This window comes from Streptomyces sp. NPDC005878 (genome assembly GCF_040629815.1).
Taxonomy (GTDB): Bacteria; Actinomycetota; Actinomycetes; order Streptomycetales; family Streptomycetaceae; genus Streptomyces.
In genome coordinates this window covers 188,414-212,360 of record NZ_JBEXWK010000006.1, presented here as the reverse complement: position 1 = coordinate 212,360, position 23,947 = coordinate 188,414, and the positions used below count along the sequence as shown (strand labels likewise).

Genomic DNA, 23,947 nt, shown 5'->3' with positions numbered 1-23,947 from the left:
AGAGTCCGGAGAATCCCCGGTTTTGCTAACCGGGGATGTGCTGCTATGTTTCGCGCTTCGCCGCCCGCAGCTACCTCTCGGAGCCCTCCCACAGGGAAGCGGTGCAGGGGCAAAGTCGGCTTTACGGTCAGCGAGTTGGGCCTGTGCGCGGCGCGGGAGCCGCAGGAAGACCGGGCATCGCGGACGGTGCGCTGCGCCGGGCCGCTATCTGGGGGGTCGGCAGGGGGACGCCGTCGCCGGACCAGTGGGCCTGCCACCAGGCGGTGGCCTCCTCGTACGTCGAAAAGCCGCCTTCGCGCAGGGTGCGCGACCAGTTCTCCATGTCGACGTCTTCCAGCAGCACCCGAAAGCGCTGCGGCGCGTTCTCGTCGATAGCGGCCAGGAGCACCGTGATCTGCGTACGGTCTGGATCGTCCGAGGTGTAGCTGGTGACCAGGGCGAAATGGTCGCCGTCCGAGGTAAGACGGTCCTCCAGCGCCTTGGTGGCCTCGTCAGCCGGGTCGGCACCGATTCCCGGGCGCAGGGCGATGGCCCCCTTCGGGCAGCCGCGGGCGATCAGCCAGCTCTGCGCCATGGCCACCAAGGGCAGCTGCTCGTGCTGGAAGCGGAAGGTGGCGGCCTCAACGTCGCGCTGAAGGTGAAGGGCCACCAGCTGCGGTTCGCCGGGGATGCCCCAGGTCACCGCACTGTTGTGCATGACGTAGTAGCTGTGACGCTGGTCGTCGGTGTGGTGCTCGGCGAGCACGACGAGGTCCATTTCTTCGATCTCGATGTGCTGCCAGAATCGCTCCGCGACCCGGTCGTTGACGGCTTCGTAGCCGTCGAGGCGAAAGTCAGGAGATGAGGGCATAGGGCTTTCGGGGGGAGGGGCCGGCGGGGTGTGCGTGTTCAGCGGCGGGCGGGAGCAGCCGCGGGCCAGGTGCCGGGCCTGGGCACGGGAGCGGTTCCCGGTGCTGTAGCCGAGCGCGGGGCGGTGAGGGCCGCGCGGCCGGTGTCGGTCAGCGTGACGGGCTGGCCTGCCGTGACGTGGTGGGAGGTGTCGCGGTCCACCAGGCCGTGTTCTTCGAGGCGCTGCATCTGGCTGTAGGGGATGCGGGTGCCGGATGCGGTGACGACGTACATCTGCTGTGTCAGGAGGTTCCGGTGGAGTTTGGCGCCCTGGGTAATGGCCAGCAGTGCGGCAACGTCGGGTGCGGGCAGATCGGGCACCTTGCGGGGAGCCTTGTCGCGGGCGGCGGCTTCGACGAGTTCAAGCGCGGCAACAGCATGCGCCTGCCGCTCGTCCCGGGTGCGGGCCGCCTCTTCCAGCAGGTCAATCGTTCGGTCGATGCGCTCGAACCATTTACTGTCCACCGGGTACTCACCGGAGGAGAGGCTGTTGAGCTGGGACCGGTAGACGGTCACGCTCAGCTCGCCCTGGACGAGGGCGCGGTGGGCGTCAACGAGGCGCGTGTGCGGTTCATCGAGGAGGTCGCGGTCGCGGTGCTGCCACAGACGGTCGATGCTGTGGCCGACAGCCGCCTCGATCCGGAGGTCCAGCTGGGTCAGAGCCTTTGGCACGGATGTGTTGCGGGGCACTTGCAGACCTCCTAAAGCTCGTCGCCGGCGGGAGCCCGCAGGAGGAAGACGTCGGTGAACTGTTCACGCGTGCCCGCCCGGTAGCGGCTCGGCTCAAAGGCCACGGCGAGCAGCTGCACGTCCAGTTGTCTGCCGTGGCGTCGGCTGTCCGTGATGGTCCGGTGGTGCGGGTTCTCCTGGGGGATGCCGAATCCGGTGGGTGCGGCCGTGAGGTCGTTGGGGGCGGAGGGGAAGGGGGTCGTCAAAGAGTGCGGTCTTTCGGGGTCGGGAGCAGGGCGGGGCGGGGCGGACCAGGCACTGCGGAGGGCGGCGGACCCGGCTTGGGCCGTGCGCGGCGGGCCTCCAGTTGCGGAGAGCTCGTTCGGGCGGCGTGAGCGAGCGCACTGGTGGGGCGCCGGGTGATGCCCAGGCGTTTGCGGGCGACGGTGTACACCTCGTGGCGGTCACGCGGGCGTACGGCCACCACGTGGATCTCGGTGCGGTGCGCGGAGGTGGGCGGGGCCGGGCGCTGGGCGTAGACGATGCGCCAGGCTTTGCGGCTGTCGACGTACAGCTTGCGGTAGTCAGCGAGTTCGCCGAGCAGTTTGGGGCCGAACCGACGGGCGTTGACCACGTCCTGGATCTGAGCGAGAGCCAGGTCGCGGATGTCGCCGGGGGCGGCCAGGAGGTCGGTCAGGGCGCGCGGGTCGAAGGAGAGCCCGAAGGCGGGCTGGTGCTCGGGCCCGCTCATCCGGCGGCCTGGTCCGGCTCGCCGGGTTCTGGCCGGTCGCCGGCGGCGGCGCGGGCGGTGCGGTGGGAGGAGGCGGGGCCGGGCAGCAAGCGGTGTGCGTCGCGGTCGGGGTCCGTCTGGCAGGCCGAGAGCGGTCCGCCCGCCGCCCGTACGTGGGCCAGGCAGTGGGTGAGGAAGTCGCGGTGCCACACGAACAACCCGGACGGCCCGGCCTCGGGGTCTTTGTGCTGTAGGTAGGCCATCCACAGGGCGTGCAGCCAGGCGACGACGTCGTCGTGTTCCTGCCACTGCTTGCACCACGGGGCGGCGGTGGTGACCTCCGCGCCGTAGGTTTCGATGAGGAAGCCGTCGACCCAGTCCGTCAGCGCGTCCAGTTCGTCCTCGTACTCCTCGCCCTCCAGTTCCAGGATCGGGCGCGGCTCGGGCGGCGCCTGGAGCGGTGCTCCGGGCATCCCGGGCAGGCTGGGCAGGCCGAACGCGGCGAAGGGCGCGGGGTCCGGAGGGGCGGAGAGGCTGTCGAGCTGGCGGGCCTGCTCGGCCTGCTGCTCCATGAGCTTGCGGACGGTGGCCTCGACGCTCTCCAGATTCGAGTCCGGCAGCCGGACGGGTTCCATTTCCCCGTCGTCGGGGATGTTTATGGATTCGGGCACGAAAGGGGTCTCCTTGAAGCGCGGCCGTTGGTGTGTGAATGACGGCTCCACGATCCGGAGAATCCCCGGTTTCGCTAACCGGGGATCCGGTGCTACAACGCATCGCGGGGCACGGGGCCTGACGGGGTCATCAGTCCGCTGTCACCCGTGCCGGGCGGCGGTAAAGCCCTAGGCGGACAGGTCGAAGTCGTCCTGGGCCAGGTTCTGTTGCACGGTCTGGGTCAGCCGGTCGGCGGCGATCTCGGCGTATTCGCGGGTCTTCTCCACCCCGATGAACGAGCGGCCTTCCAGCAGGGCTGCGACCCCGGTGGACCCGGATCCGGCGGTGAAGTCCAGGACTGTGCCGGCCTCGGGACAGATCTTGACCAGCTCCCTCATCACCTCCACCGGCTTCTGCGTGATGTGCTGGCGGTTCTTGCCGCTGGGCTGGGAGGCGGAGTAGAGGCCGGGCAGGTAGACCGGGTTGCGGGACCCGTCGATGGCACCCTTCGAGCCCCAGATGATGAACTCGCAGTTCTGGGTGAAACGGCCCTTCTGCGGCCTGGCCTGCGGCTTGTGCCACGCCAGTACGCCGCGCCACAGCCAGCCGGCCGCCTGCAACGCGTCCGTCGTCGTCGGCATCTGGCGCCAGTCGGTGAACAGCAGAGCGGTGCCGCCCGGCTTCGTCAGCCGGTGTGCCTCGGTCATGATCTGGGTGAGCCAGAAGCCGTAGGAGCGCTGGTCCATGTTCTCGCCGGTGAAGTCCGGCAGTGCGTGCTGCGCGTCAGCCGAGGTGTACTTCTGCTTCGCGCTGCGGCTGGTGCGCTCCTTGGCCGTCCGCCCGCCGGAGTTGTACGGCGGGTCGGTGATGACGGAGTCCACACACTGGTCCGGCAGTGTCGCAAGGACGCTCAGCGCGTCGCCCTGGTGCAGGGAAAAAGACAAAGAGATACCCCAAATCGGCTCGGGTGAGAGTGGGCTGAATTGCTCCGGCCCGCACACAAAATCCCGCCGCAGGGACGCGGGCACGACGGTGCCCACGGTCCGCGATGCGGAGTGTGCGAGGGAGGAGCCCAAACCGTAGGGCACGATTCCCGGTGGAGCCGTGCCGTCGGGCAAAATTCCCGGGAAATTGTTTCCTGACGGAGCGTTATGCCGCTCACCGGTAATCCGTGGCTACGGTTTTGGAGCCCGGCAGCCATTGTCGACGGCTCTTTCCCCGCCCCGAACCGAGGTCCACCATGCCCAGCTCCGCCTGAACCTGGCCGCCGCACGCATCGCGAGGTGCAACTCGCCGCGTGCGCCCGGACCGTGGATCTACCCGCCTCCGCCCGCTGCGGCCCTCCCCAAGCACGCCCGCGCGGACGGGACTTCACCCTTCAAGGACGCCCCGTGACACCTCTCTCCCCTCCCCCGCCTGAAACTCCGCCGCCGGGAGGCGTGCCGGATTGAAGGCGATAGCCGCTGGCATCGGCGTCGTCTTCCTCTCCCCCATGCTGCTCGCCGGCACGGCCATGATGGTGGCCGCCGCCTCCAGCGAAGCCGCCGAAAGCACCAGCTCCTTCAGCAGATGCCTGGGTGACATCGACACGGACGCCGTCACCCAGCAGGTGACGAAGATCCTCGACGGTGCGTCCGGCAAGGACGTGAAGGTCGAGGGCCTGACCCTGCCCGCCGAGCAGGTCCCCAACGCCCAGACCATCGTCGCCACCGGCCGCTCACTCGACGTGCCCCAGCGCGGGCAGATCGTCGCGCTCGCCACCGCGATGCAGGAATCACGCCTGCGCAACCTCGACTCCGGCGACCGCGACAGCCTCGGGCTGTTCCAGCAGCGTCCCAGCATGGGCTGGGGCACCGCCCAGCAGATCCGCGACCCGGTGTACGCCAGCGAGCGCTTCTACAAGGCGTTGCTCAAGGTCAAGGGCTGGCAGCAGATGACCGTCACCCAGGCCGCCCAGGCCGTGCAGGCATCCGGCTTCCCGGACGCGTACGCGCAGTGGGAACCGCTCGCCACCGCTTTGCAGAAGGCCATCGCCGCCACATTCCCCGGCGGGGAGAAGGACCAGCCCGCCAAGGACGGCGACACGTCGAAGGACACCAAGGCCCCAACTTCCGGCTGCGGTCCGTCCGAGGACGGCTCCTCCTACGGGCGTATCCCCGAGGGCAGCGTGCCCAAGGGCTACACGATCCCGAAGGACGCCGATCCCAAGGCGCGTACGGCGATCGACTGGGCGATGCACCAGCTCGGCACGCTGTACCAGTGGGGCGGCAGCTGCACCGCCGCGCACGGCCCCGACCCGATGGGCCGCTGCGACTGCAGCAGCCTTATGCAGCAGGCGTACGCCAAGGCCGGTATCAACCTGTCCCGCACCACGTACACGCAGGTCAACGAGGGCAAAGCCGTCTCGCCCGACAAGCTGCGGCCCGGCGACCTGATCTTCAGCCGGGGCACCGCTGCCGTGCCCGAACACGTCGGGATGTTCATGGGAACGGGCCTCGTCATCGAGGCTCCACGGACCGGCAAACCGGTGCGCATCACCCCGCTGAAGGACTGGGCGATTCTCGCCGCCCGCCGCGTCATCTGACGCCGCCCGCCGGCCAGGGCCCCGCACCGCACGGGCCTGGCCGGCCGCTTCTCGACGCCGCCCGCGCCACTCCCCTCTCGCCTCTTCCCCTCTTCGCCGGGCCGCACGCGGCCTGCGCACGCAAGGAGTCCCGCCACACCCATGCCCCTGCCTCTGTCAGACCATTTCATCCGGCTCGCCTACGACCCCGGCATCTCCCCCCAGGGCGGCGGCCTTCCCGGCCTCTCCGTCCTGAAGAACGTGGTCAACAGCATCAACATGTTCGGGATCATCGCCGTGGTCGGGGCCCTGGCCGTCTCGCTCGGTGTGTGGGCCTGGGGCCACCACACCGGCGGCCACCAGGCCGAAGCCAACGGCAAGAAGGGCGCCATCGTCGCCGCGGGCGCAGCCCTCGGCTTGGGCGCGGCCAATGGCATTGTCGTGTTCTTCAGCGCCCTGGGATCGCAGGTCCACTGATGAAACGTTTCCCCTCTTTCTCCCTATCGTCCTACGGCGTCGGCTGGTCGGCCAACCGCCGCATCGCGATCATCGCGATCACCCTCACCGTCCTGCTGGCGCTCGCCGCAGCCGTCGCGCTCTTCACCGGCCACGACAACAGTGGCCCAGAAGCCGGTGCCGGTACGCCGTCCTCGGCGAGCAACGCCTCGCCCTCCGAGCAGGCGCCGAAGCCGGGCAACGGGACGGGGTCGGTGCCCAAGCCTCCGCAGGTCGCCGAGCCGGTCGCCTACGCCAAGGCCGCGGCCCAGATGCTCTGGACCTACGACACCCGCAACACGACCCGCGACCAGCAGCTCGCCGGCATGAACGCGTGGATGACAAAGGAGTCCACCTACGCCGACTGGACCTCGGTCACCGCTCAGGTTCCAGATCCGACGCTGTGGTCGCGCATGACCGACAACGCCCAGCACGCCAGCGCGACGGTCACCGAAGGCCACTTCCCCTCCGCGTTCAAGGCGGCCCTCGTCGAGGACCCGTCCGCGATCACCAAGGCGTACATCTACGTCGTCACCGTCAACGGCAAGCAGCAGATCGCCTGGGACAAGGGCGGCGCAGGAGCCGAGGACCGCGACGTGACCCTGGCCGTCCAGTGCCGTCCCGGCCACGACTGCACCCTGGCCGCCATCGCACCGGGCGTCACGCAGTGACCCACGCCTGACACACGAAAGGAGGACAACTCCCTGTGGGTTTCTGTGATCTCCCCCTCGCCGACAAGGTGTGCGGCATCGCCGGCGCCACCAAGGGCGCCATCGACTTCGCCAGTGATCCAGGCAAGGTCATCGGCGACTGGATGGCCAAGTCCGCCGGCGAACTCGCCGCCGCCGCAGCCGATCTCGCCGCCAAAGCCGTCAACGCCACCACCCGCGTCGATCTGAACGCGGGTTGGTTCCGGTCCAACTACGAGCTGCTGCTGCCGATCGGCCTGATCATCCTCGTCGCCACCTTCTGCGCCCAGCTGGTCCGCGCCGCGATGAAACGCGACGGCCAGGCCCTGATGCAGGCATTCACCGGCACGGCATCCGGTGTGATCTTCGCCTTCAGCGCCATCGCCCTGACCACGGTCGCCATCGAAGTCGTCGACGCACTGTCGGACGGATTGTTCAAGGCGTCCGACTTGTCGATTGAATCGGCGGTGAGGCGCATCGTGAAGGTGAGCGCGATTCCCGCGCTGGCCGGGATGGGTTGGCTCGTCGCCGTCTTCGCCGCTGTCGGAGCCGCCGTCGGAGCGTTCCTGTACTGGTGCGTGATGATGGTCCGCAAGGTCGGCATCCTCGTCATGGTCACCCTGGCCGTGTTCGCCGGTGCCGGCGGCGGCTGGGAGGCCGCCCGCCGGTGGCGGCGCGGGTGGATCGAAGCCACGGCGACCCTGGTCGTCTCGAAGCTTCTGATGACTGTGATCTTCGTGCTCGGCATCTCCGCCATGGGTAAGACCCAGGCCGCGGACGGCCTGGACGCACTCGCCGACGTCATGTCCGGCATCGTCATCATGGTGCTGGTCCTGTTGTGCCCGTACGCCACGTTCAAGTTCGTGCACTGGGCCGCAGAGGGTTCGGACGGCGAAACGATCCACCGTGCGGGTGGTGCTGGCGCCCAGCTCGCGCGGCAGCACACCGAACGCGCGGGCCGGAAGGCCGCCGCGATGGCGGCCACCGCCGGAACCGGCGGTGCGGCAGCCGGAGCGGGTGCCGCCCCGCAGGGACCCGACGCGGTGCCCGGCGGCGGATTCCCCGGCGACATCGCCTCCAACCCGACCGGTGGCAGCGGTCAGGAGAGCGGCGGCTCGGGTGGCCAGGGCATGAAGGGCGGTCTGGAGAAGGCCGTCCAGCCTCCGCCCACGCGCGCCACCGATGACACCAGCGGCCAGTTCGGCGGCGGTCCCGGCCAGGGCGGTCCCGGCTCAGGCTCAGGCTCCCCGTCCGGCGGCGGCTTCATGTCGAACCCGGCAGGCTCCACCACGCCCCCGCCCCAAGGCGCGCCCCCGGCCCCGCACTCTGCATCCTCGCCGGGTGCCAGCGGCGCCGGAGCGCCCCCGCCCCCGCCCACCGGCATCTGACCCGACCCGCTCATACCGGAGCGGCACACACGATGCCCTTCGCGTGTGCCGCTCCGGCCCCGCCCGCGCACCACCGGAACGGCCCTTGTCTGAACTCTCGATCACTCCCCTCACGGTCAAATTCCCCCACAGGTCCAAGCGCGGCATCCTGCTCGGCCTCACCCTCCCCCAACTCACCCTGGTGTCCTCGGCATTGGCGCTGCTCCTGGTCACGGTCGTCAGCACCGGGCTGCTCGGCGCGATCGTGCTCACCCCGCTGTGGGCCGCGGTCGCTGCCCTGGTCGCCATCCGCCGAGACGGAAAGTCACTGATCGACTGGGCGCCGATCGTCGTCCGCTTCACCCGGCGCCGCCGCAGCGGGCAGACCCTGTGGCTGGCCCGTCCCGTCACCCGCCCGCGCCACGACGGCACCCTCCACCTGCCGGGCACCGCCGCCTCCCTGCGCGTCGTCACCCCCTCGGACTCGGCCAACGGCGCCGCCGCCGTCCACGACCCGCACCACCAGACCCTGACCGCCGTCGCCCGCGTCTCCAGCCGAGCCTTCGCCCTGCTCGACCCCGCCACCCAGAACCACAACGTCAGCGGGTGGGGACGAGCGCTGGCAGGCATCGCGCGGACCGGCCATATCGCCTCGGTGCAGGTCCTGGAGCGGACCGTGCCCGACAGCGGCGACACCCTCGCCCGCCACTGGACCCAGCAGGGCTACCCCCAAACCCCGGTCGCTGGGCAGGTGTACTCCGACCTCGTCGCCTCCGCCGGGCCTGCCGCCGCACCGCACGAGACGTACCTGGCCATCTCCCTCGACCTCAAAGCCGCCAAGCGGTTGATCAGTCAGGCTGGCAGCGGCCTGCCCGGAGCGTTCACGGTGATGGAGCAGACCACCAGCGCCATCGCCCAGGCCGCTCGCAGCGCGGGCCTGATGGTCACCGGCTGGCTGAGCGCGCGGGAGATCGCCGCTGTGATCCGCACGGCCTACGACCCGGGGGCGCTCTCCAGCCTGCAACAGTGGTCCCCCAGCGGGCGCGCCGAAGCAGACCCCGCCGCCGCCGGGCCCGTCGTGCAGGTCGAGGAGTACGACCGTCTGGCCACCGACTCCGCCCGCCACGCGACGTTCTGGGTCGAGGACTGGCCAAGGACGGAGACCGGCGCCGGGTTCCTTCACGGGCTGATGTTCACCGCCGGTGTGCGGCGCAGCCTGTCCCTGATCTACGTGCCCCAGGGACTGGAATCGGCGATGCGCGATGTCCAGCGCAAGAAGGCGGCGATCATCTCGGATGCCGCCGAGCGCTCCCGCCGCGGGCAGGTCGACTCCGAGGCCGACAGCGTCGAGTACGCCGACGTCAAGGCCCGCGAGCGTCAGCTGATCGCCGGCCATGCCGATGTCGCCCTGACCGGACTGCTCACTGTCTCCGCCGAAACCGACGCCGCTTTGGATGCTGCGTGCGCGCAGATCGAGACCGCCGCCGTCACCGCCCAGGTCGACCTGCGCCGCCTCTACTACCAGCAGCCGGACGCCTTCACGCTCGCTGCTCTTCCTCTCGCCAGGACCGCCCTGTGACGCCCCGGCCCTCCCCGGGCGCGCTCACATCGGCGGGGTACGACGATCTGGTCGCGCTGCTCGCGTCCGTCAAGGAGATGCAACGGCGCCACCGGCAGCGCCTCGACGTCCACCGCGATGCGGACGGTGCGGTGCTCGAAGGCGAGTACGCCGCTTACGAGGACGTGCGCTACGAGACTGCGGTCGAAGCCGCCGATGCCCTGGACTCTCTGGCGGCGCAGTTGGAGCTCGTGCTGACCCCGCGGCCCTCCCGCGCCTTCACCATCGCACTGCGCAGTCCCGGCCACCTGGAAGGCGCGCGGTCCACGCTGTTCGTCGCCAACGACACCGACCTCGACGACGCCCATCGCCCTCTGCTCGAACTGCCCGGTCTCCGTCGTTGGCTGGAGGAGTACGACGTCGTCGGCGCCACCGACGGCTCCGGCGCCTACCTCCCCGCCGAGAGCCATCCCGGCATGCGGGCTCCCGGCTCGTACATCGACCTGCGCGCCGAGCAGAAGACGGTCCGCTCCGCCCGCACCCCAAACCACACGTCGCTACCGCCCGGCCCACCGGCCACGGGCCCCGGGCGCACCCGGTGACCTCTTCTCACCCCTGCCCGCAGGCAGGAAGGACTTCCTCGTTGACCTCGACTCCGTACGTCGCTGACGCACACCCCTACCTGCGCGCCGCCTCCGCAGGACTGCGCCACCACACTCGCGCCCTCACCCACACCGCCCCGGCCGTCGCGGCCGACCGTGTCCACCTGGATGCGCTGCACGCCCATCTCACCGCCCTGCACCGCCTCCTTGACCACCTCGCTGAGGCGAGCCGCCCCGCGCATCCCACTGCGGGCCGGCACCTGGGCACCGCACACCTGCGGCTCTGGCAGGCCACCGCCGCCGTCCACGACGCCTTCCACGTACTGCCCGCCTCGCCCGACGACGCCGGCGGCACCCCGTGTGAGCCCGAGCGGCTACCGGAAGGCCCGCCGGTGCTGACCATCTGCCAGCGTCACCTCATCTCCGGCCACGCGATCCGCCGCAAGACCACCCCCACCGACCTCAATGCCCCGCTGCACGGCCACACCCGCACCACCGGCTGCGCCATATGAGCCGACCCCGCCGAATCGAGCACCACCTGTGACCCACCGGCCCGCCCGCCGCGCCCGCCGCGCCTCTGCCAGCCCCCTCTTCACCCCGAACGGCACCGACCGCGCCAGCCGCAAAGCCGCCCGCAAACAGCTCGCCGAGGCCGCCGCCAAGGCCCGCGCCGAAGCCGCACTGCACCGCGCCGGCCCCGAACAGGGCGAGCAGCAGACGCCGCCCGCCCTGTTCCCACCCGGCGGCCGTCCCGGCCCCGCCTCCGCACGCGGCAGCAAGCTCAAGCTGCCCGCGCACCGCATGACCACCGCCACCGTCGCGGGCGCCTATCCCTTCCTCGCCGAAGGCGGGCTCGGCGCCGAGGGCATCTACATCGGCCGTGACATGCATGCTGAGGCCAGTTTCTGTTTCGATCCGTTCGCGCTGTACGGGAAGATCGAGGGGTTCACCAACCCCAACGTGTTGTTGGCCGGAGTCATCGGCCAGGGCAAGAGCGCCCTGGCGAAGTCCTTCGCGCTGCGGTCCGTGGCCTTCGGCTACCGGGTCTACGTCCCGTGCGATCCCAAGGGTGAATGGACCCCGGTTGCCGCAGCCCTCGGCGGCACCTCCATCGCGCTCGGCCCCGGCCTGCCCGGCAAGCTCAACCCCCTGGACGCAGCCCCACGCCCGCCGTCGGTCTCCGCAACGGACTGGGCAAACGAGATCCGCAAACGGCGCCTGCTGCTCCTCGGCTCCCTGGCCCGCACCGTCCTCGGACGGGACCTGCTGCCCATGGAACACACCGGACTCGACGTCGCCCTGGACGCCGTCGTCACCCGCGCCACAGCCACCGGCCGCACCCCGCTGCTCGGCGACATCGCCACCATGCTCAACAACCCCGACGACCTCGACACCGCCGGCGGACTGATGTCCGGCCGCCTCGGCGATGCCTCCCGCGACCTGGCCCACGCCATGCGCCGCCTCGTCCACGGCGACCTGGCCGGCATGTTCGACGCCCCCTCCACCGTCGCCTTCGACCCCAGCTCACCCATGCTCACCATCGACCTGTCGCGCCTGGGCGGCTCCGGCGACGACACCGCCCTCGTCCTCGCCATGACCTGCGCCGCCGCCTGGATGGAGTCCGCGCTCTCCGACCCGAACGGCGGGCGGCGCTGGATCGTCTACGACGAAGCCTGGCGTCTCATGCGCCATCCCGGTCTGCTTCAGCGCATGCAGTCCCAGTGGAAGCTCTCCCGCGGCCTGGGCATCGCCAACCTCATGGTCATCCACCGGCTGAGCGACCTCCTCACCGCCGGAGACGCCGGATCCCGCGGGCGGGCCCTGGCCGAGGGCCTGCTCGCTGACTGCTCCACCCGGATCATCTACCGCCAGGAGACCGACCAACTCCACGCCGCGGCAACTCTGCTGGGCCTCACCTCCGTAGAGAGCGATGCCATCGCCCATCTCAACCGAGGACGCGGTCTCTGGAAGGTCGCAGGCAGATCCTTTATCGTCCAACACCAACTACATCCACGCGAATTGGCGCTATTCGATACGGATGCCCGAATGCATTGAGTCCCCCGCGAGTTCCCGGATATTGGGCCCTTGATCCCGATGAACCCACGGGTGGGGTCGCATAAATGAGGCTATCGGACCCGTGGGTTCCGCGAACCCGAAACACTGCCTCCCGCAAGATCTGGATGCTCGACTGTGTTCCTGTATCGCTGGGCGGCTTCGATCGAGAGACCGAAGAGGTCACAGATCCGTCGTACGTCGCCTCCGGTCGCGTGGATCTCCTGGAGGATGCGGTCCTCCCGCAGCGCCTGCGGCTTCAACTTGGCTTTCACCCACGGAAAGTTGCGACTGACCGGCACAGCCCGGGGTGCGTTCTTTCGGTTGATGAACAGGTGCGGGTTGATGCTCGTCGGCCAGGTCCTGGCTCGGTAGTCGAGGTAGGCGGAGAGCCGGGTGAGGACAGGTCCGGCCAGCGGGAAGTTCCGGTCTCCCAGGCGCAATCGTCCGTCCTGGATGTCCGTCAATTGCATCGATGCCAGTTGCGGGCTGGTGAGCGCGTGGAAGGCGACCATGGCCACGGCCAGTGCACATGCAGGGTCGGGCGAATTGAGCGCGCTTCTGATGGCCTCGGTGTCCAGCGGCACCGGGATGGTGCCGGCAACGGGGGTCAAAGGGATTCCTCGGGTCGGGTTAGTGAAGATCTGCTTGCGGCCCTTGAGGATGGTGAACAGGGAGCGAAGGCCCTGCTCCGCGAAGTTGCGGTGGGCTCCTCGCTTCGGAAGGGCATTCGTGTAGTCGTCCCGGGTGATCTCGGCGAGCGACTCGTGACCTTCCTCGGCCCAAGCTCGCAGGATGGGCGCCATCCCGAGGATGTGCAGGTGGACTGTCTGCGGATGCCGGGCATGTCGACGTGGGGCCTTCTGACTGCCGTCGAGCATGACGTCGAGCCAGGTCTGCAGCTGCTGGGTCATCGCGGGTGGCAGGCCGGCGGTGTGCTTGGCGAAGTAGTGGCGCACGGCGAGAGTACGGTCGTCGATCAACAGGTCGGCTGCCGCAAGGATCTCCATCGTGGCCATGGCGGTGCCACCAAGCCGCGGAAGTTCCAGGACGTCACTAGCGTGGATCTTCGCTCCCGGCGTGGGCTGCAGCGCGTGCAGCAGTTTGATCGAGCGTTTCACTTCGTTGGTGAGCTTCTTGCTCCAGCCGTGCCGGGCGGCGTGCTCACGCAGGATGGCGTCGCAGTACGCCAGCATGTCCGTATCCGGCTCCTCGGCCCGGCGCTTGAGGGCAGCACGGTCAGGCGGCATGCGGAACAGAATCAGCTGCTTCCAGAGCACCGGTGTGAACTGCGGGGCGGTCGAAGGCCGCAGGACCTGCGTGATGCGTGGGCGTCTGTGCCGGTGGTTCTTACGGGCGGCTCCTTCGGAGTAGGTGGAGTGCAGGTTGGCCAGGTAGAGCTGCTGGCCGGTGCGGGCGATAGCGGCATAGTTGATGGCCCGTCCGTCTTCCTTGTTCCGGCGGCCTTCCTCAAGGCACAGGCGGCAGGCACCAGCGGGACCGATCGGCGCTTCTCGTCCGCAGTACATGCAGTTGCCAACCGGAAAGTGGGCTCGCCACCAGCGGCAGGCCCAGCAATTCCAGGTCGAGGCCCGTTGGACGCCCCAGGCCAGACAGCCTCGGCACGACCCTGGGTAGCGGGGCCCGCCGGGGTGGCAGACCTCGCACAGCCCCTGGCTGAAGTAGTCGGTCGAGCCACAGCGGCGGCAGGCCGGCGGGCCGAAGGGTCCGCCGGGAAGGCAGGCATAGCAGTAGTCGACCCGCGGTTTGGTCCACGCGGCGTAGTTGGTACGGCAGTTGAAGCAACGGGGTGGGGGCGTGGTCACAGCGGTGGCTCCGACCTGGGCTTGCCGAACCGGGGAGTGACGATGACGGGGGCATCGTCGGAGGTGGCTGACGCTGCCTTCTCCTGGCGCGGACGGCGTGCCGCCACCTTCTCGGGCTCCCGGATCAGCAACGCGGTCGGGTCGCAGTTCAGGACCTCGCAGATCACATCCAGGTCGTCCAGCCGGATCGTGGTCGGCGTCCCCGTCCACAGCGCCGACATCTTCCCCGCGCTGATCTCCAGGCCCGCCGCGCAGAGTTGCCTGCGCATCTCAGCGGACTTCCAGATGCCTCGCTCCGCGGCCTTCATCCGAAGGTTCCAGCGCACGGCCTCACACCTCCATTCCGAATCGGGACGTCAGCCGCTGGTTGGCCTGAGTCCACGCCTGCTCGATGTGGTCGCTGTGGACGTGGATATAGCGGCTGGTCGTGGCCAGCCATTCGTGTCCCAGCAGTTCCTGAAGAGCCTTGATGTCCATGCCGTCGATGTAGAGCGAGGAGGCACAGAAGTGACGAAGCACGTGTGGAGTGAGCCGGCCCGCCCACGCCGGCAGCCACAGCTGAGTCTGGATGCCGAGGCCCCGTCGCAGGGCGTCGTCGCCGACCCGCCGACACCGGTTGAGATCCCGGTCGAAGCGCTCGCTGGGCAGCATCGGCGCATCGGGGTCCGACCAGTCGGGTCCGTACTGGTGGCGGACCTCGGCCAGCCACCAGTCGATCAGTCGGTCCGCCCCGTTGATCGCGGGCACCAGTCGGGCCTTGTGGCCGCGTCCCCGGGAGCCCTTACCGAAGCGGACATGGAGCTTGCCGAACTCACCCAGGTCTGGCCGCCAGTCGCGGATGTCGAGCCCGACGCTCTCGCCAATCCGCAGCCCCAGTCGCCGCCACAGCGACGCGGCGAAGTAATTCCGGGCGGCGGGGAGGTACTTGCGAGCGTCTGGGATCGACGACCGCCACTGGCTGAACAGCAGGTCGACTTCGGTATTCGAGGGCGGCACCCGAATCTCGCCCTGGGTTCGCCCTGGGGGCCGGTTGAACTCGTCGATCGGCTGCTCGACAACACAGCCGGTCAGGGCATGGATATCTCCCTGGTACCGGCTGACCATGAAGTCGTAGAACTGAGCCACCATGCCGGCCTTGCCAGCTCTTGTGTTGGCGGCGCGGCCTTCTCGTCGCAGGTCGGTCAGGAACCGGTCCGCATCGTCACACGACGCGGTCCAGATCGGTCCGGGCAGCGACCGGGCGAAGTCGATAACAGCCGTACGGGCATTGCTGACGTGCCCATCTGTCAGCCCTGCCGCCGCCATAGCGAGCGCGTACTGGTCGACGATCTCCTGCTCGAAGTCCTCAATGTCCTGCTGTGTCCGCAGGCCACCGACGGACGAAAGGCTGCGCACGACCGCAAGGCTCATCGGCCGCTCGGTTCGCAGATCTGTCGCATCCGTCAGAGATACAGCCTGACCGTCAGGAATCTCGACGGAACGGCAGATTCTTCAGCCCCAGGGGTGAACCCCCGCCCACCTGGGGCTCCTGGTCAGCGATACCTCGCTGGCCTCAACCAACTCACGGGGATAGAGACAAAGGTCCGGCAGTTCCATCAACTTCGATGTTCAGCGCGAGCTGATACCCCGCAATACCACCCTCCACCTCATCGACGCGCTCGACGGCTTGAAGGCCAAACTCCTGGCCGCTGCCGCGCAGTTCGAGCTGCTGGATGAATTCGGCCGTGTGCCGGCCGAGCCCTCGTATGCTCCAGCACACCGTCACCGCCCAGGGTCTCTCCCGCGACGTCGTCCAACTGACTGCCGACTTCGCCCGGAGCACCCACAGTACGAACCGTGCCGGCAGCGTGGTCCTCGCCCATCTCGCTACGGCGGTCACCATGTCGAGCCAGGCCGCGCCGCACTTCGCCGAAACCGCGGAGAGCGCCCTTTCCCTTCCCCGGTCCTCCAGCCCCACCGACCAGCAGTACCGGGAGAACCGCATGGTCATCAACCACGCCACGGCCCGGGCCTATCTGCGACGCGCCTCGGAATCGCTCCGCGACGCGGCCAAGGAACTCAACACCCACCTCGAATTCCACCGATTCTTCCTGGCAGCGGCCCCGCCACAGACCCCGGCGCCGCCGCAGTCCGGGCCAAGCAAACCCCGCCGGTAGGGGCCACCGCCCTTGCCGCACGCAGAGCACAGGCCCTGCGCATCCAAACCGCGGCCCAGCAGCTCGCCGCCGACGGCATCGGCGTCAACCTCCGGCACAGCACGCCGCCCGTCGCACAGCCTCGGCCGAACGCCCACTCCGCCCTGCCGGCTACGGCGCCCGTCGCCCACCGCCGCTAGTTCCACAGCGGGCCTTGCTGCCCGCCCCGCCGTCAGGAGATCCCACCTGTCCACACCTTCCGCCATACCCGCAGTCCCCACCGCCAGCGTCACCACCCCCACCGATCCAGGCGGCCGTTATGTCTACGGCCGTCAGGTACTTGCGCTCACCGACCTGCTCAACGCAGCCACGTCCTTCGAGGACGTGGCTGCCCTGACCGACCAAATCCTGGAACCGACCGACGGCCTCCTGGAGCGGCTCGCCGAGTTCTTCGAAGCGGCGGCCGAGAAGGCCAAGGAGTCCGACCAGGAAGACGGGTTCGACCTCCACTACGACCTAGAGGACGCCGCGTCCACCTTGCGCGGGCTCGGTGAAGACCTGCACGTCGCGGTCGACCGCATGCGCGCCCTGGCCCCCCGCCCCTCTGCGCGGCAGGCCGCTGGGGCGAGCGTCGCGGGCTCCAGCATCGTGCTGCCGACGGTGGTGCCGCCCGCGTCCGGTCGCATCCGGTGACAGCGCCAGAGTCGCCCGGCCCGCTCGCCGGTCTGGATCAGGCGGCGCATCTGCACGCGCTGGCCGAGCGCATCCGCCACGCCGCCGATGACCTGCCGACCCCACAATCCACCCATTCGCTCGCCAGCATCGGTGAGGAAGTAGAAGACCAAGTCCGCCTCGTTGCGGGTCTCTTCGTCTCCCTCGCACATGAAGCCGCCGTCCACAACCGGGGGGCGAAGCCGCATCTCGACACCGCCGATTCCCTTGACCACCGCAAAGTCGCGCTGATGACGCGGGCGACCGGCTTTCTGGGCTGGGCGCTGGCCAAGATGGGCGAAGCCATCGTCGAGGTCAGCCGCCTCCATGACAACAGCGGCGGCCCACAGACGTGCCAACGAGCACAGGCCATCGATGACCGGCTGTTCAGTGCCCGCCGGCACCTGATGGACGCGGCCAGCAACCTGCACCGGGGTGCCGACCTGCTCGTCGCGGCTCCATCCGGCTCACGGCCTGCACCACCGCCCCCGCACACGAACCAGCTGCCTGCCACCCTGCCCGTGCCCGCTCCAGCATCACCGACCGTCTCCAGAAACCTGCGCTGACCTGCACAGACGCTACGCCGCGCCCCCGCTGGAGGGCAGCGTCGCACCCGTGTGACCGCGCGGGCGAAGGCGGCAACATAGCGGACAATCCCCGGTTAGCGAAACCGGGGATTCTCCGGACTCTAGAGGCGGATCACCAACCATCCCCTTCTTGAGGAGCACCCCATTCGCCGCCCCACCCGCCGCCTTCCCTTGGCCATCGCCACTGCATGCGTGGCCCTGGCCGCGAGCGCCTGCACCAGCGGCAGCGACAGCCCCACAGCCAAGAGCCCCGCCCCGTCCGCCAGTGCCCGCAAACAGCAGGAGCTGCCACCGCCGGCCCTGACCAAGCAGCAGGCCCTCGCCGAGATCGACCGGTACTCGGCAGTCAACAACAAGGCCAACGCCGACAACGACCGCAGTCTGCTCGACACGGTCGAGGACGGCCCGATGTATGCCATGTCGATCTCCGAGTTCAAGGAATCCGAGGGCCTGACCGCCTCCGAGCGCACGGCGTACGAGCCGTGGGCGTACGACACGCAGAGCGCCCAGCTCTACATCCCGCGGATCGCGGACGGTCAGCCGCGCTGGTTCGCCGCCGCGCTCTCGGGCACCAAGGGCAAGGCCCCGAGCCGACTCGCCGTCTTCGCCGAGCAGCCGCAGCACCATCGGTGGGAGCTGGTCTCCGCCGCTGATCTGTACGGCACGGACCTGCCCAAGGTAGCCCTGGACGCCGACGGGTATGCCACCGCGGTGGCGGCCAACGGCAACAAGGACTTGGCCGCGGGGACCGACCTGCTCCGCAATGGCGTCCTGGACAACTTCGCCACCGGGGGCCAGAACTCCGGGAAGAAGATCTTCACCGAGAGCAAGGCGAGCAGCCAGCAGATCAAGGTCCATGACGAGACCATCACCCAGTACGGCAACAAGGGCACCAGCACGTTCGCCGGCGCCGCCAGCCGCTACGGTGACGCCTACGCGCTCAAGACCGCCGACGGCGGTGCGCTGGTCCTTTTCTCCCACACCCACACCCAGACCGACGCGGTCACCCACCGCGGGTTGCAGCTCAACCCCGGCAAGGACGACCGGGCCTGGCTGCACGACACCCCGCGCACGAGCATCCGCTACGAGTTCGTCTGCAACGACGCCGCCACCGTCCCCGCGAAGGCCGGCCCCTCCACACTCGTGGGCTACACCTGCGCCCGCACCGACGCCTCCGGCCCACCGGTGAACTCCGTCTCCCTGCCCAGCGTGTAGCGCGCACGCTCCTATACCCCAGCCGAAGGACCACCGTACGCAGTGACGACCTCACACCCCGACAGCGACAATGCGAACCCCCCGGCGGACGAACCAGCCACCAGTCCCTTGGTGCCCCTGAACGAATTGGCCCTCTGGCTCAGCGGCGGCTGCGCACTCCTGTCCGCAGCCCTCTACACGACTTCGATGACCGTAGCGCTCAGCACCGCGCGACCGTGGGAAGAATCCGGCGCCTTCGAGACCGCGTTCATTTTCGCCCTCATCGCTCTGCTCTCAGCAGGGCCCTATCTCATCAGCCGGCTCATCCCTGCCACCGGCCGTACATCCCCGTCGCCCCGGTTCGCGATGTGGGCCACCTGCCTTGCCCTGGCCGGGATTCACCTCATGGCATCGCTCCTCGGCACCCCGCACATGGCCCTGTCCGGCGTCGTCGGTATCACCGCTGTCCTCGCCGTCGCGGGCTTCGGCGAGCTGACCACACACGGGCTCGCAGCCTCCGGCCTCCCAGAGCGCTGACCCGCAGGCGCCGCCCGCCTCACCCCCGCACTCCCTGGATCGGACTCACCCCGGCCGCGTCCCCACAGCCGACGCCCGGCCCCCACTCGCCCCCTGCCCGACGGAGGCCCCACCTGTCCACACGCTCCTACATAGCCCGCCCCCACGGCGTCGGCTTCACCGGCGTGTACGTCCACCACGACGGCTACCCCAGCGCCCGCCTCCCCCTGCTCCTCGCCGCCTACCAGCACCGATTCGGCGGTGACGTCGACGACCTCGCCGCGTACCTGATCGACCGGGTGCCCGTCGGCTGGTCCTCGCTCGGCAACGACCTGCTCACCGGAATGCCCGCGCACCTGCGGGCCGATCTCTCCGTCAACTGGACGTCTCCGGGCACCCAATACGCCGACCGCCCCGCAGGGGATCCGCCGGTACGCATCACCGATGCCGACGACACCGACGGCCTGGACTGGGGCTACATTCTGCACCCGCACGCCATCGAGGTCGTCCCGCTGCGTCATGCAGACGTGGGCCCTTTCGTCACCTGGGACACCGATCCGCGCAGCCGCTTCAGCGACCAGCAGATCCTGTGGAGATTCGACCGGCCCGTGCCTGCCACACGTTCACCTCGCACCGCGCGACCCCACCCGCGACAGCATGCGGCGCAGCGCCCGCCCGCCCCCGCACACATCGCTGACCCGCCCCCCTGCCGCGCCGTCCCCAGCCTCCCGGCCGCACGGCCCGCCACCCCCCGCTGACTTCGCACCCTCGTCCCTGGAGAACGTCCTGTCCTCGCACTCCCGCCCCGACATTACGGTCGTCATCGCCACCCGTCTGCGGCCCGAACGCCTGGGCTACCTCACCGAACTGCACGCCAGCCTGATGCGGCAGACCGTTCCGTGGGAGGCCGTCCTCGTCCTTGACGGAGCCGATCGCGCGCTCCTGCCCGAGCCGCTGGCCGTCGATTCCCGTATCCGCGTGGTCGAACTGCCCCGCCCGGTCGGCGCTGCCGCCGCCCGCAATCTGGGCCTGCGCACCGTCCGCACTCCGCTGGTGTGTTACATGGACGACGACGATCTGGTGCCGGACGACAGCCTCGCCGTGCGGCACCAGCGGATCACCGAGACCGGTCTGGGCTGGGTCGCGGGCTGGAGCGCCGATCTGCATCCGGACGTTTTCCGACCGACGGAGGCGCTCTGTGGCCAGTGACCTGGGATTGAACGTAGCGGACATGTACGCGACGGCGCTCTCAATCAGGCCCGCCTCCACTCCATCGGGTACTGCGGAAGACCCGTTGCCGAACGCCGCGCGTACCGTCGCGGCGCTGAAAGGTAGATCCCCCGTGCAATCCGCACCCGATGTCGAGGTTGCCGTTGTCACGCCTACGCGACTGCGCCCGGACCGGATTGCGTACCTGATGGAGCTCTATGCGAGCCTGCGCGAGCAGGACGTGACCTGGGAATGGGTACTGGCTCTCGACGGCGTGTCCGAGGAGGTCATGCCTGAAGTCCTGCGCACGGATGCCCGTGTGAGGGTCGTTGCGCTTCCGCGGCCGGTGGGAGCCGGCGCTGCCCGCAACTTCGCCGTGAACGAGGTGACCGCCGACTGGCTCACCACCTCGGACGATGACGACGTACTCCCCGCCCAGTCGTTGTCCGCGCGCCTCCGCTACGCACAGAAGCACGACTTGGGCTGGTGCGCAGGCTGGTCTGCAGACCTCTACCCCGACCGCTCGATCAACACGTGGCAATGTTCAACTCCGCCTGGTTTCCATGCGCCTGGCGATGTCTGGCGCCACTGGGCGTCTCCTGACTCGACTATCCCTATCGGACCGACGACGCTCATGGCGCGCACCGAGATTGTCCGCGCGAGCGGTGGCTACGCCGCCCTCCCTCAAGGAGAGGACTACGCGTACCTCGTCGGCGTCACCGGGGTCGCCCACGGTGCTCTGCTGCCGACCGTGGTCTACCACTACCGCAAGCACGCGGAACAGATGACCTCCCAGCCCGAATATCCAGCCATGGAGCTGCAGGCCCGCCGCTTCGCTTGGGAGCACGGAAAGCACCTGGAGGCGCTGCGAAAGGAGGCCCGCATTGTAGGTTCCGCGATTCCGTGAGCATTTCCGCGTGATCATGGGCACCGTTTGGACATTTCCGCGTGATCATGGGCAGCGGTAACGTTCAGTAGGTTGGTTGTGATCCTCCGGTTAGCCATCTGGGCGCCCTGGATTTCTTGAGGCTGGGAGGCTGGTCTAGGCTGCCTGCGTCCTCGGCCGGGAGGCCGGCACGTCAAGGAGGGACAGCCGATGCCGCAAGCGGGATATACGACCGGCCCAGCGGACACGCCGCGGCCCCGGTCGCTCAGCGCGGTGCAAGAGGCCGACCGCATCGAGGCGGTGCGCCGATACGACATCCTCGACACCCCTCCGGACGGCGCGTTCGACCGCGTCGCGGCGATGGCGGCCCGGTTGTTCAAGGTGCCGGTGGCGAGCGTGACGATCGTGGACGAGGACCGGATCTGGTTCAAGGCGGCCCACGGCCTGGAGGGCGTGAGCGAGATCGGCCGGGAGCCGGGCCTGTGCGGCTCGGCCATCCTCTCCGACGAGACGCTGGTGATTCCGGACACTCTCACCGACCCCGTCGCCTGCGACAACGGCCTGGTCACCGGACCGATGGCGGTCCGCTTCTACGCAGCCGCCCCGATCATCACGCACGACGGCCACCGGCTGGGAACCGTCAACATCCTCGATACCCAGCCTCGTCTGATCACCCAGGACGACACGACCACCCTCGCGGACCTGGCCGCGATCGTGCTGGACGAGCTGGAGATGCGCCTGGCGGCCTTGAAGGCTCTGCGCACCGAACAGGAGCGGCGCGTCGAGCAGGAGGAGGCCCGCGAGCGCGCGGAGCGTGACAAGGCCGCTATCCATGGGTTCGCCTCCACCCTCCAGCGCACCCTGCTACCACCGGCGCTGCCCGTGGTGGCCGGGCTGGAGCTGGCCTGCCACTACGCCACCGCCTCCCCGCAGGAGGTGGGCGGCGACTTCTACGACGTCTTTCCCCTCGACGACAAGAGGTGGGCGTTCTTCCTCGGAGACGTGTGCGGAAAGGGACCGGAAGCAGCCGTCGTCACCTCCCTGACCCGCTACACCCTGCGCGCCGCCGCGCAGATCAACCCCGACCCCGAAAGGGTCCTCACCGCGCTGAACAAGGCGCTGCTCCTCGACCCGGCCGTCGGCACCCGGTTCTGCACCGCCATCTTCGGCCTCCTCGAACCGCACGAGAAGCAAGGATTCACCGTCACGGTGGCCACCGGCGGTCACCCCCCGGCCTACCACCTGCGTGGGCCAGGGGCGGTGGAGGTGGTGCAGGCCCATGGAGGCATGCTCATCGGCGCCATCGCCGAGGCGCGATTCGCCTCCCGCAGCATTCACCTCGCCCCGGGCGAGGGACTGCTGCTGTACACCGACGGGCTGACCGAGGCCCGCACCCTCGGTGGGGGCATGCTCGGCGAAGAGGGCCTGGCCGCATTCCTTACCGCCCGCACCGCACCGGTGAGCGCGGCGGCAGTCGTCGAGGACGCCGTCGCCCTCCTCGACGCCACGCCTCACGGGGCCGGTGACGACGTCGCCCTGCTGGCCCTGTCCGTCCCAGTCGGCGACGCTGCGGACGGCCTCACCGCCAGCGCCACCGCCCACACCATCGCCCCCGCCGGCGAGATGCCGGAGAGCCGCCCGTGACCGACTTCCGTCTCACCGCGCAGCACACCGACGGCGACCTCGCCCTGGCCCACATCGCAGGCGAACTCGACGTAGCCACCGCCCCCGAACTGCGCGCCCAGGCGCTGGCCCTGATCGAACAAGGCCACCGCCACCTGATCCTGGACCTCGCAGCCGTCACCTTCTGCGACTCCTCCGGCTTCAACGCCCTGGTCGGCATCTACCGCTGCGCCAAGACCGCCGACGGCACCCTGGTCCTTGCCGCCGTCCCCGACCGCCTTCAGCGGCTGCTGGACCTCACCGGGCTCAGCACCCTGCTGCCCGCCCACCCCACCGCCGCCCACGCCCTCGTCGCACACACCCCCCCTCCGGACACGGCCACCGCCCAACCCCCAGCGACAGCACGCTCCTGATCGCACCAAGCGTCCCGCTCGCCGCTTACGACTCCCCCTGGTGTGCTCCAAGCCAATCGCGGGCGGAACGCGACCTTGGTGCGGCAACGGCACGAGGTCCCGCTACCGGCAGTGGCTGCCGCCCAGGATCTGGCGGGCGATTCTGCTCATGATCACCGCGAACGAGCGCTGCTCATGAGACGCGGATTCCGGCGTTCCCGCAGGATTGAGTGCTTATGAAGTCGCGGAACCTATACGCATGTAGGTTCCGCAATGGTGCTGGCCATGGAAGCGGTGCAGGCATCCGACGTGGTGATCACCATGGGCTGCGGCGACACTGCCCCGTCTTCCCCGGAAAGCGGTACCTCGACTGGAAGCTCGACGACCCCGCCGGACAAGGCGTCGGAGCAGTCCCACCTATCAGGGACGACATCGAGCAACGCATCCGCGGACTGCTCGCCGAACTCGGAATCGGCGCGGCATGACCGCCGCACCGGCGACCAGTGGACACATCACGGCGATGCGGCCCGAGTACGCCGAACAGGTCTTGGTGCTCATCCCCGCGTTGGCTGTCATCTTGCTCGTCTGCGCACACGGCTCGCCT

General features: G+C 69.3%; 27 protein-coding genes and 1 pseudogene. 19 read left to right on the top strand and 9 right to left on the bottom strand.

From position 1 onward, the window contains the following. Window positions 1-127: 127 nt before the first annotated feature. The 6 genes from ABZ404_RS13205 to ABZ404_RS13180 form a co-directional block, all read right to left on the bottom strand. Window positions 128-850 (bottom strand): hypothetical protein, encoded by a 723-nt coding sequence (locus tag ABZ404_RS13205; RefSeq protein ID WP_358830741.1) that lies wholly within the window; start codon window positions 848-850, stop codon window positions 128-130. A 38-nt stretch (window positions 851-888) separates the two neighbouring features. Further along, entirely contained in the window at window positions 889-1,560 is a 672-nt protein-coding gene (locus ABZ404_RS13200; protein ID WP_358830740.1) for a hypothetical protein, read from the bottom strand. A 29-nt stretch (window positions 1,561-1,589) separates the two neighbouring features. Then, complete coding sequence (locus tag ABZ404_RS13195; protein WP_358830739.1) at window positions 1,590-1,823, bottom strand: hypothetical protein; 234 nt, start codon at window positions 1,821-1,823, stop codon at window positions 1,590-1,592. Next, a complete protein-coding gene (locus tag ABZ404_RS13190) occupies window positions 1,820-2,308 on the bottom strand; it encodes a hypothetical protein (RefSeq protein ID WP_358830738.1) in 489 nt (162 codons plus the stop codon). Before ABZ404_RS13190 ends, ABZ404_RS13195 begins: the two co-directional genes overlap by 4 nt. Then, window positions 2,305-2,922 carry a DUF4913 domain-containing protein gene (locus ABZ404_RS13185; RefSeq protein ID WP_358830826.1) on the bottom strand — a complete coding sequence of 206 codons (618 nt, stop codon included), beginning with the start codon at window positions 2,920-2,922 and terminating at the stop codon, window positions 2,305-2,307. Before ABZ404_RS13185 ends, ABZ404_RS13190 begins: the two co-directional genes overlap by 4 nt. A 204-nt stretch (window positions 2,923-3,126) precedes the next feature. Then, window positions 3,127-3,882 carry a site-specific DNA-methyltransferase gene (locus ABZ404_RS13180; RefSeq protein WP_358830737.1) on the bottom strand — a complete coding sequence of 252 codons (756 nt, stop codon included), beginning with the start codon at window positions 3,880-3,882 and terminating at the stop codon, window positions 3,127-3,129. Window positions 3,883-4,385: 503 nt separating this feature from the next. Here ABZ404_RS13180 and ABZ404_RS13175 point away from each other — a divergent pair. The 8 genes from ABZ404_RS13175 (at window position 4,386) to ABZ404_RS13140 (ending at window position 12,267) form a co-directional block, all read left to right on the top strand. After that, window positions 4,386-5,522 (top strand): NlpC/P60 family protein, encoded by a 1,137-nt coding sequence (locus tag ABZ404_RS13175; RefSeq protein WP_358830736.1) that lies wholly within the window; start codon window positions 4,386-4,388, stop codon window positions 5,520-5,522. 141 nt (window positions 5,523-5,663) lie between these two features. After that, the gene (locus ABZ404_RS13170; RefSeq protein WP_358830735.1) at window positions 5,664-5,978 is read left to right on the top strand and encodes a DUF6112 family protein; all 315 of its coding nucleotides are present in this window, start codon (window positions 5,664-5,666) and stop codon (window positions 5,976-5,978) included. Further along, window positions 5,975-6,667, top strand: a complete 693-nt coding sequence (locus ABZ404_RS13165) for a hypothetical protein (protein ID WP_358830825.1) — start codon at window positions 5,975-5,977, stop codon at window positions 6,665-6,667. The genes ABZ404_RS13170 and ABZ404_RS13165 overlap by 4 nt, the downstream gene beginning before the upstream one ends. Before the next feature lie 35 nt (window positions 6,668-6,702). After that, window positions 6,703-8,073 (top strand): ATP-binding protein, encoded by a 1,371-nt coding sequence (locus ABZ404_RS13160; RefSeq protein WP_358830734.1) that lies wholly within the window; start codon window positions 6,703-6,705, stop codon window positions 8,071-8,073. 85 nt (window positions 8,074-8,158) lie between these two features. After that, complete coding sequence (locus ABZ404_RS13155) at window positions 8,159-9,631, top strand: SCO6880 family protein (protein ID WP_358830733.1); 1,473 nt, start codon at window positions 8,159-8,161, stop codon at window positions 9,629-9,631. After that, window positions 9,628-10,212, top strand: coding sequence for a hypothetical protein (locus ABZ404_RS13150; RefSeq protein WP_358830732.1), 585 nt, complete (start codon window positions 9,628-9,630; stop codon window positions 10,210-10,212). The genes ABZ404_RS13155 and ABZ404_RS13150 overlap by 4 nt, the downstream gene beginning before the upstream one ends. Before the next feature lie 41 nt (window positions 10,213-10,253). Further along, a complete protein-coding gene (locus tag ABZ404_RS13145) occupies window positions 10,254-10,724 on the top strand; it encodes a DUF6238 family protein (protein ID WP_358830731.1) in 471 nt (156 codons plus the stop codon). Between the two features lie 28 nt (window positions 10,725-10,752). After that, window positions 10,753-12,267 (top strand): ATP-binding protein, encoded by a 1,515-nt coding sequence (locus ABZ404_RS13140; RefSeq protein WP_358830730.1) that lies wholly within the window; start codon window positions 10,753-10,755, stop codon window positions 12,265-12,267. Window positions 12,268-12,338: 71 nt separating this feature from the next. Here the strand turns inward: ABZ404_RS13140 and ABZ404_RS13135 are convergent, their stop codons facing one another. The 3 genes from ABZ404_RS13135 to ABZ404_RS13125 all read right to left on the bottom strand — a co-directional run bounded on the left by ABZ404_RS13135 (window position 12,339) and on the right by ABZ404_RS13125 (window position 15,500). Continuing rightward, window positions 12,339-13,793 (bottom strand): hypothetical protein, encoded by a 1,455-nt coding sequence (locus ABZ404_RS13135; RefSeq protein ID WP_358830729.1) that lies wholly within the window; start codon window positions 13,791-13,793, stop codon window positions 12,339-12,341. Window positions 13,794-14,086: 293 nt separating this feature from the next. After that, window positions 14,087-14,416: a helix-turn-helix transcriptional regulator gene (locus ABZ404_RS13130; RefSeq protein ID WP_358830728.1), complete on the bottom strand. Its 330-nt coding sequence runs from the start codon at window positions 14,414-14,416 to the stop codon at window positions 14,087-14,089. A 4-nt stretch (window positions 14,417-14,420) separates the two neighbouring features. Continuing rightward, a complete protein-coding gene (locus ABZ404_RS13125) occupies window positions 14,421-15,500 on the bottom strand; it encodes a tyrosine-type recombinase/integrase (protein WP_358830727.1) in 1,080 nt (359 codons plus the stop codon). A gap of 335 nt (window positions 15,501-15,835) precedes the next feature. Here ABZ404_RS13125 and ABZ404_RS13120 point away from each other — a divergent pair, with 335 nt between their 5' ends. The 11 genes and pseudogenes from ABZ404_RS13120 to ABZ404_RS13070 all read left to right on the top strand — a co-directional run. Further along, window positions 15,836-16,246, top strand: coding sequence for a hypothetical protein (locus tag ABZ404_RS13120; RefSeq protein WP_358830725.1), 411 nt, complete (start codon window positions 15,836-15,838; stop codon window positions 16,244-16,246). A 363-nt stretch (window positions 16,247-16,609) separates the two neighbouring features. Beyond that, complete coding sequence (locus ABZ404_RS13115) at window positions 16,610-16,918, top strand: hypothetical protein (protein WP_358830724.1); 309 nt, start codon at window positions 16,610-16,612, stop codon at window positions 16,916-16,918. Continuing rightward, entirely contained in the window at window positions 16,915-17,502 is a 588-nt protein-coding gene (locus tag ABZ404_RS13110; RefSeq protein WP_358830723.1) for a hypothetical protein, read from the top strand. Before ABZ404_RS13115 ends, ABZ404_RS13110 begins: the two co-directional genes overlap by 4 nt. A 213-nt stretch (window positions 17,503-17,715) precedes the next feature. Beyond that, the gene (locus ABZ404_RS13105) at window positions 17,716-18,738 is read left to right on the top strand and encodes a hypothetical protein (protein WP_358830722.1); all 1,023 of its coding nucleotides are present in this window, start codon (window positions 17,716-17,718) and stop codon (window positions 18,736-18,738) included. A 186-nt stretch (window positions 18,739-18,924) separates the two neighbouring features. Further along, a complete protein-coding gene (locus tag ABZ404_RS13100) occupies window positions 18,925-19,254 on the top strand; it encodes a hypothetical protein (RefSeq protein WP_358830721.1) in 330 nt (109 codons plus the stop codon). Window positions 19,255-19,418: 164 nt separating this feature from the next. After that, window positions 19,419-19,991 carry a hypothetical protein gene (locus ABZ404_RS13095; protein ID WP_358830720.1) on the top strand — a complete coding sequence of 191 codons (573 nt, stop codon included), beginning with the start codon at window positions 19,419-19,421 and terminating at the stop codon, window positions 19,989-19,991. After that, a complete protein-coding gene (locus ABZ404_RS13090) occupies window positions 19,891-20,442 on the top strand; it encodes a glycosyltransferase (RefSeq protein WP_358830719.1) in 552 nt (183 codons plus the stop codon). Before ABZ404_RS13095 ends, ABZ404_RS13090 begins: the two co-directional genes overlap by 101 nt. Then, a complete protein-coding gene (locus ABZ404_RS13085; RefSeq protein WP_358830718.1) occupies window positions 20,432-21,349 on the top strand; it encodes a glycosyltransferase in 918 nt (305 codons plus the stop codon). Before ABZ404_RS13090 ends, ABZ404_RS13085 begins: the two co-directional genes overlap by 11 nt. Window positions 21,350-21,601: 252 nt before the next feature. Next, entirely contained in the window at window positions 21,602-22,972 is a 1,371-nt protein-coding gene (locus ABZ404_RS13080) for a GAF domain-containing SpoIIE family protein phosphatase (protein ID WP_358830717.1), read from the top strand. Beyond that, window positions 22,969-23,364, top strand: a complete 396-nt coding sequence (locus ABZ404_RS13075) for an STAS domain-containing protein (RefSeq protein WP_358830716.1) — start codon at window positions 22,969-22,971, stop codon at window positions 23,362-23,364. Before ABZ404_RS13080 ends, ABZ404_RS13075 begins: the two co-directional genes overlap by 4 nt. 255 nt (window positions 23,365-23,619) lie before the next feature. Beyond that, window positions 23,620-23,828 (top strand): annotated as a pseudogene (locus tag ABZ404_RS13070) (phosphotyrosine protein phosphatase); the annotation flags it as partial. Window positions 23,829-23,947: the final 119 nt, after the last annotated feature.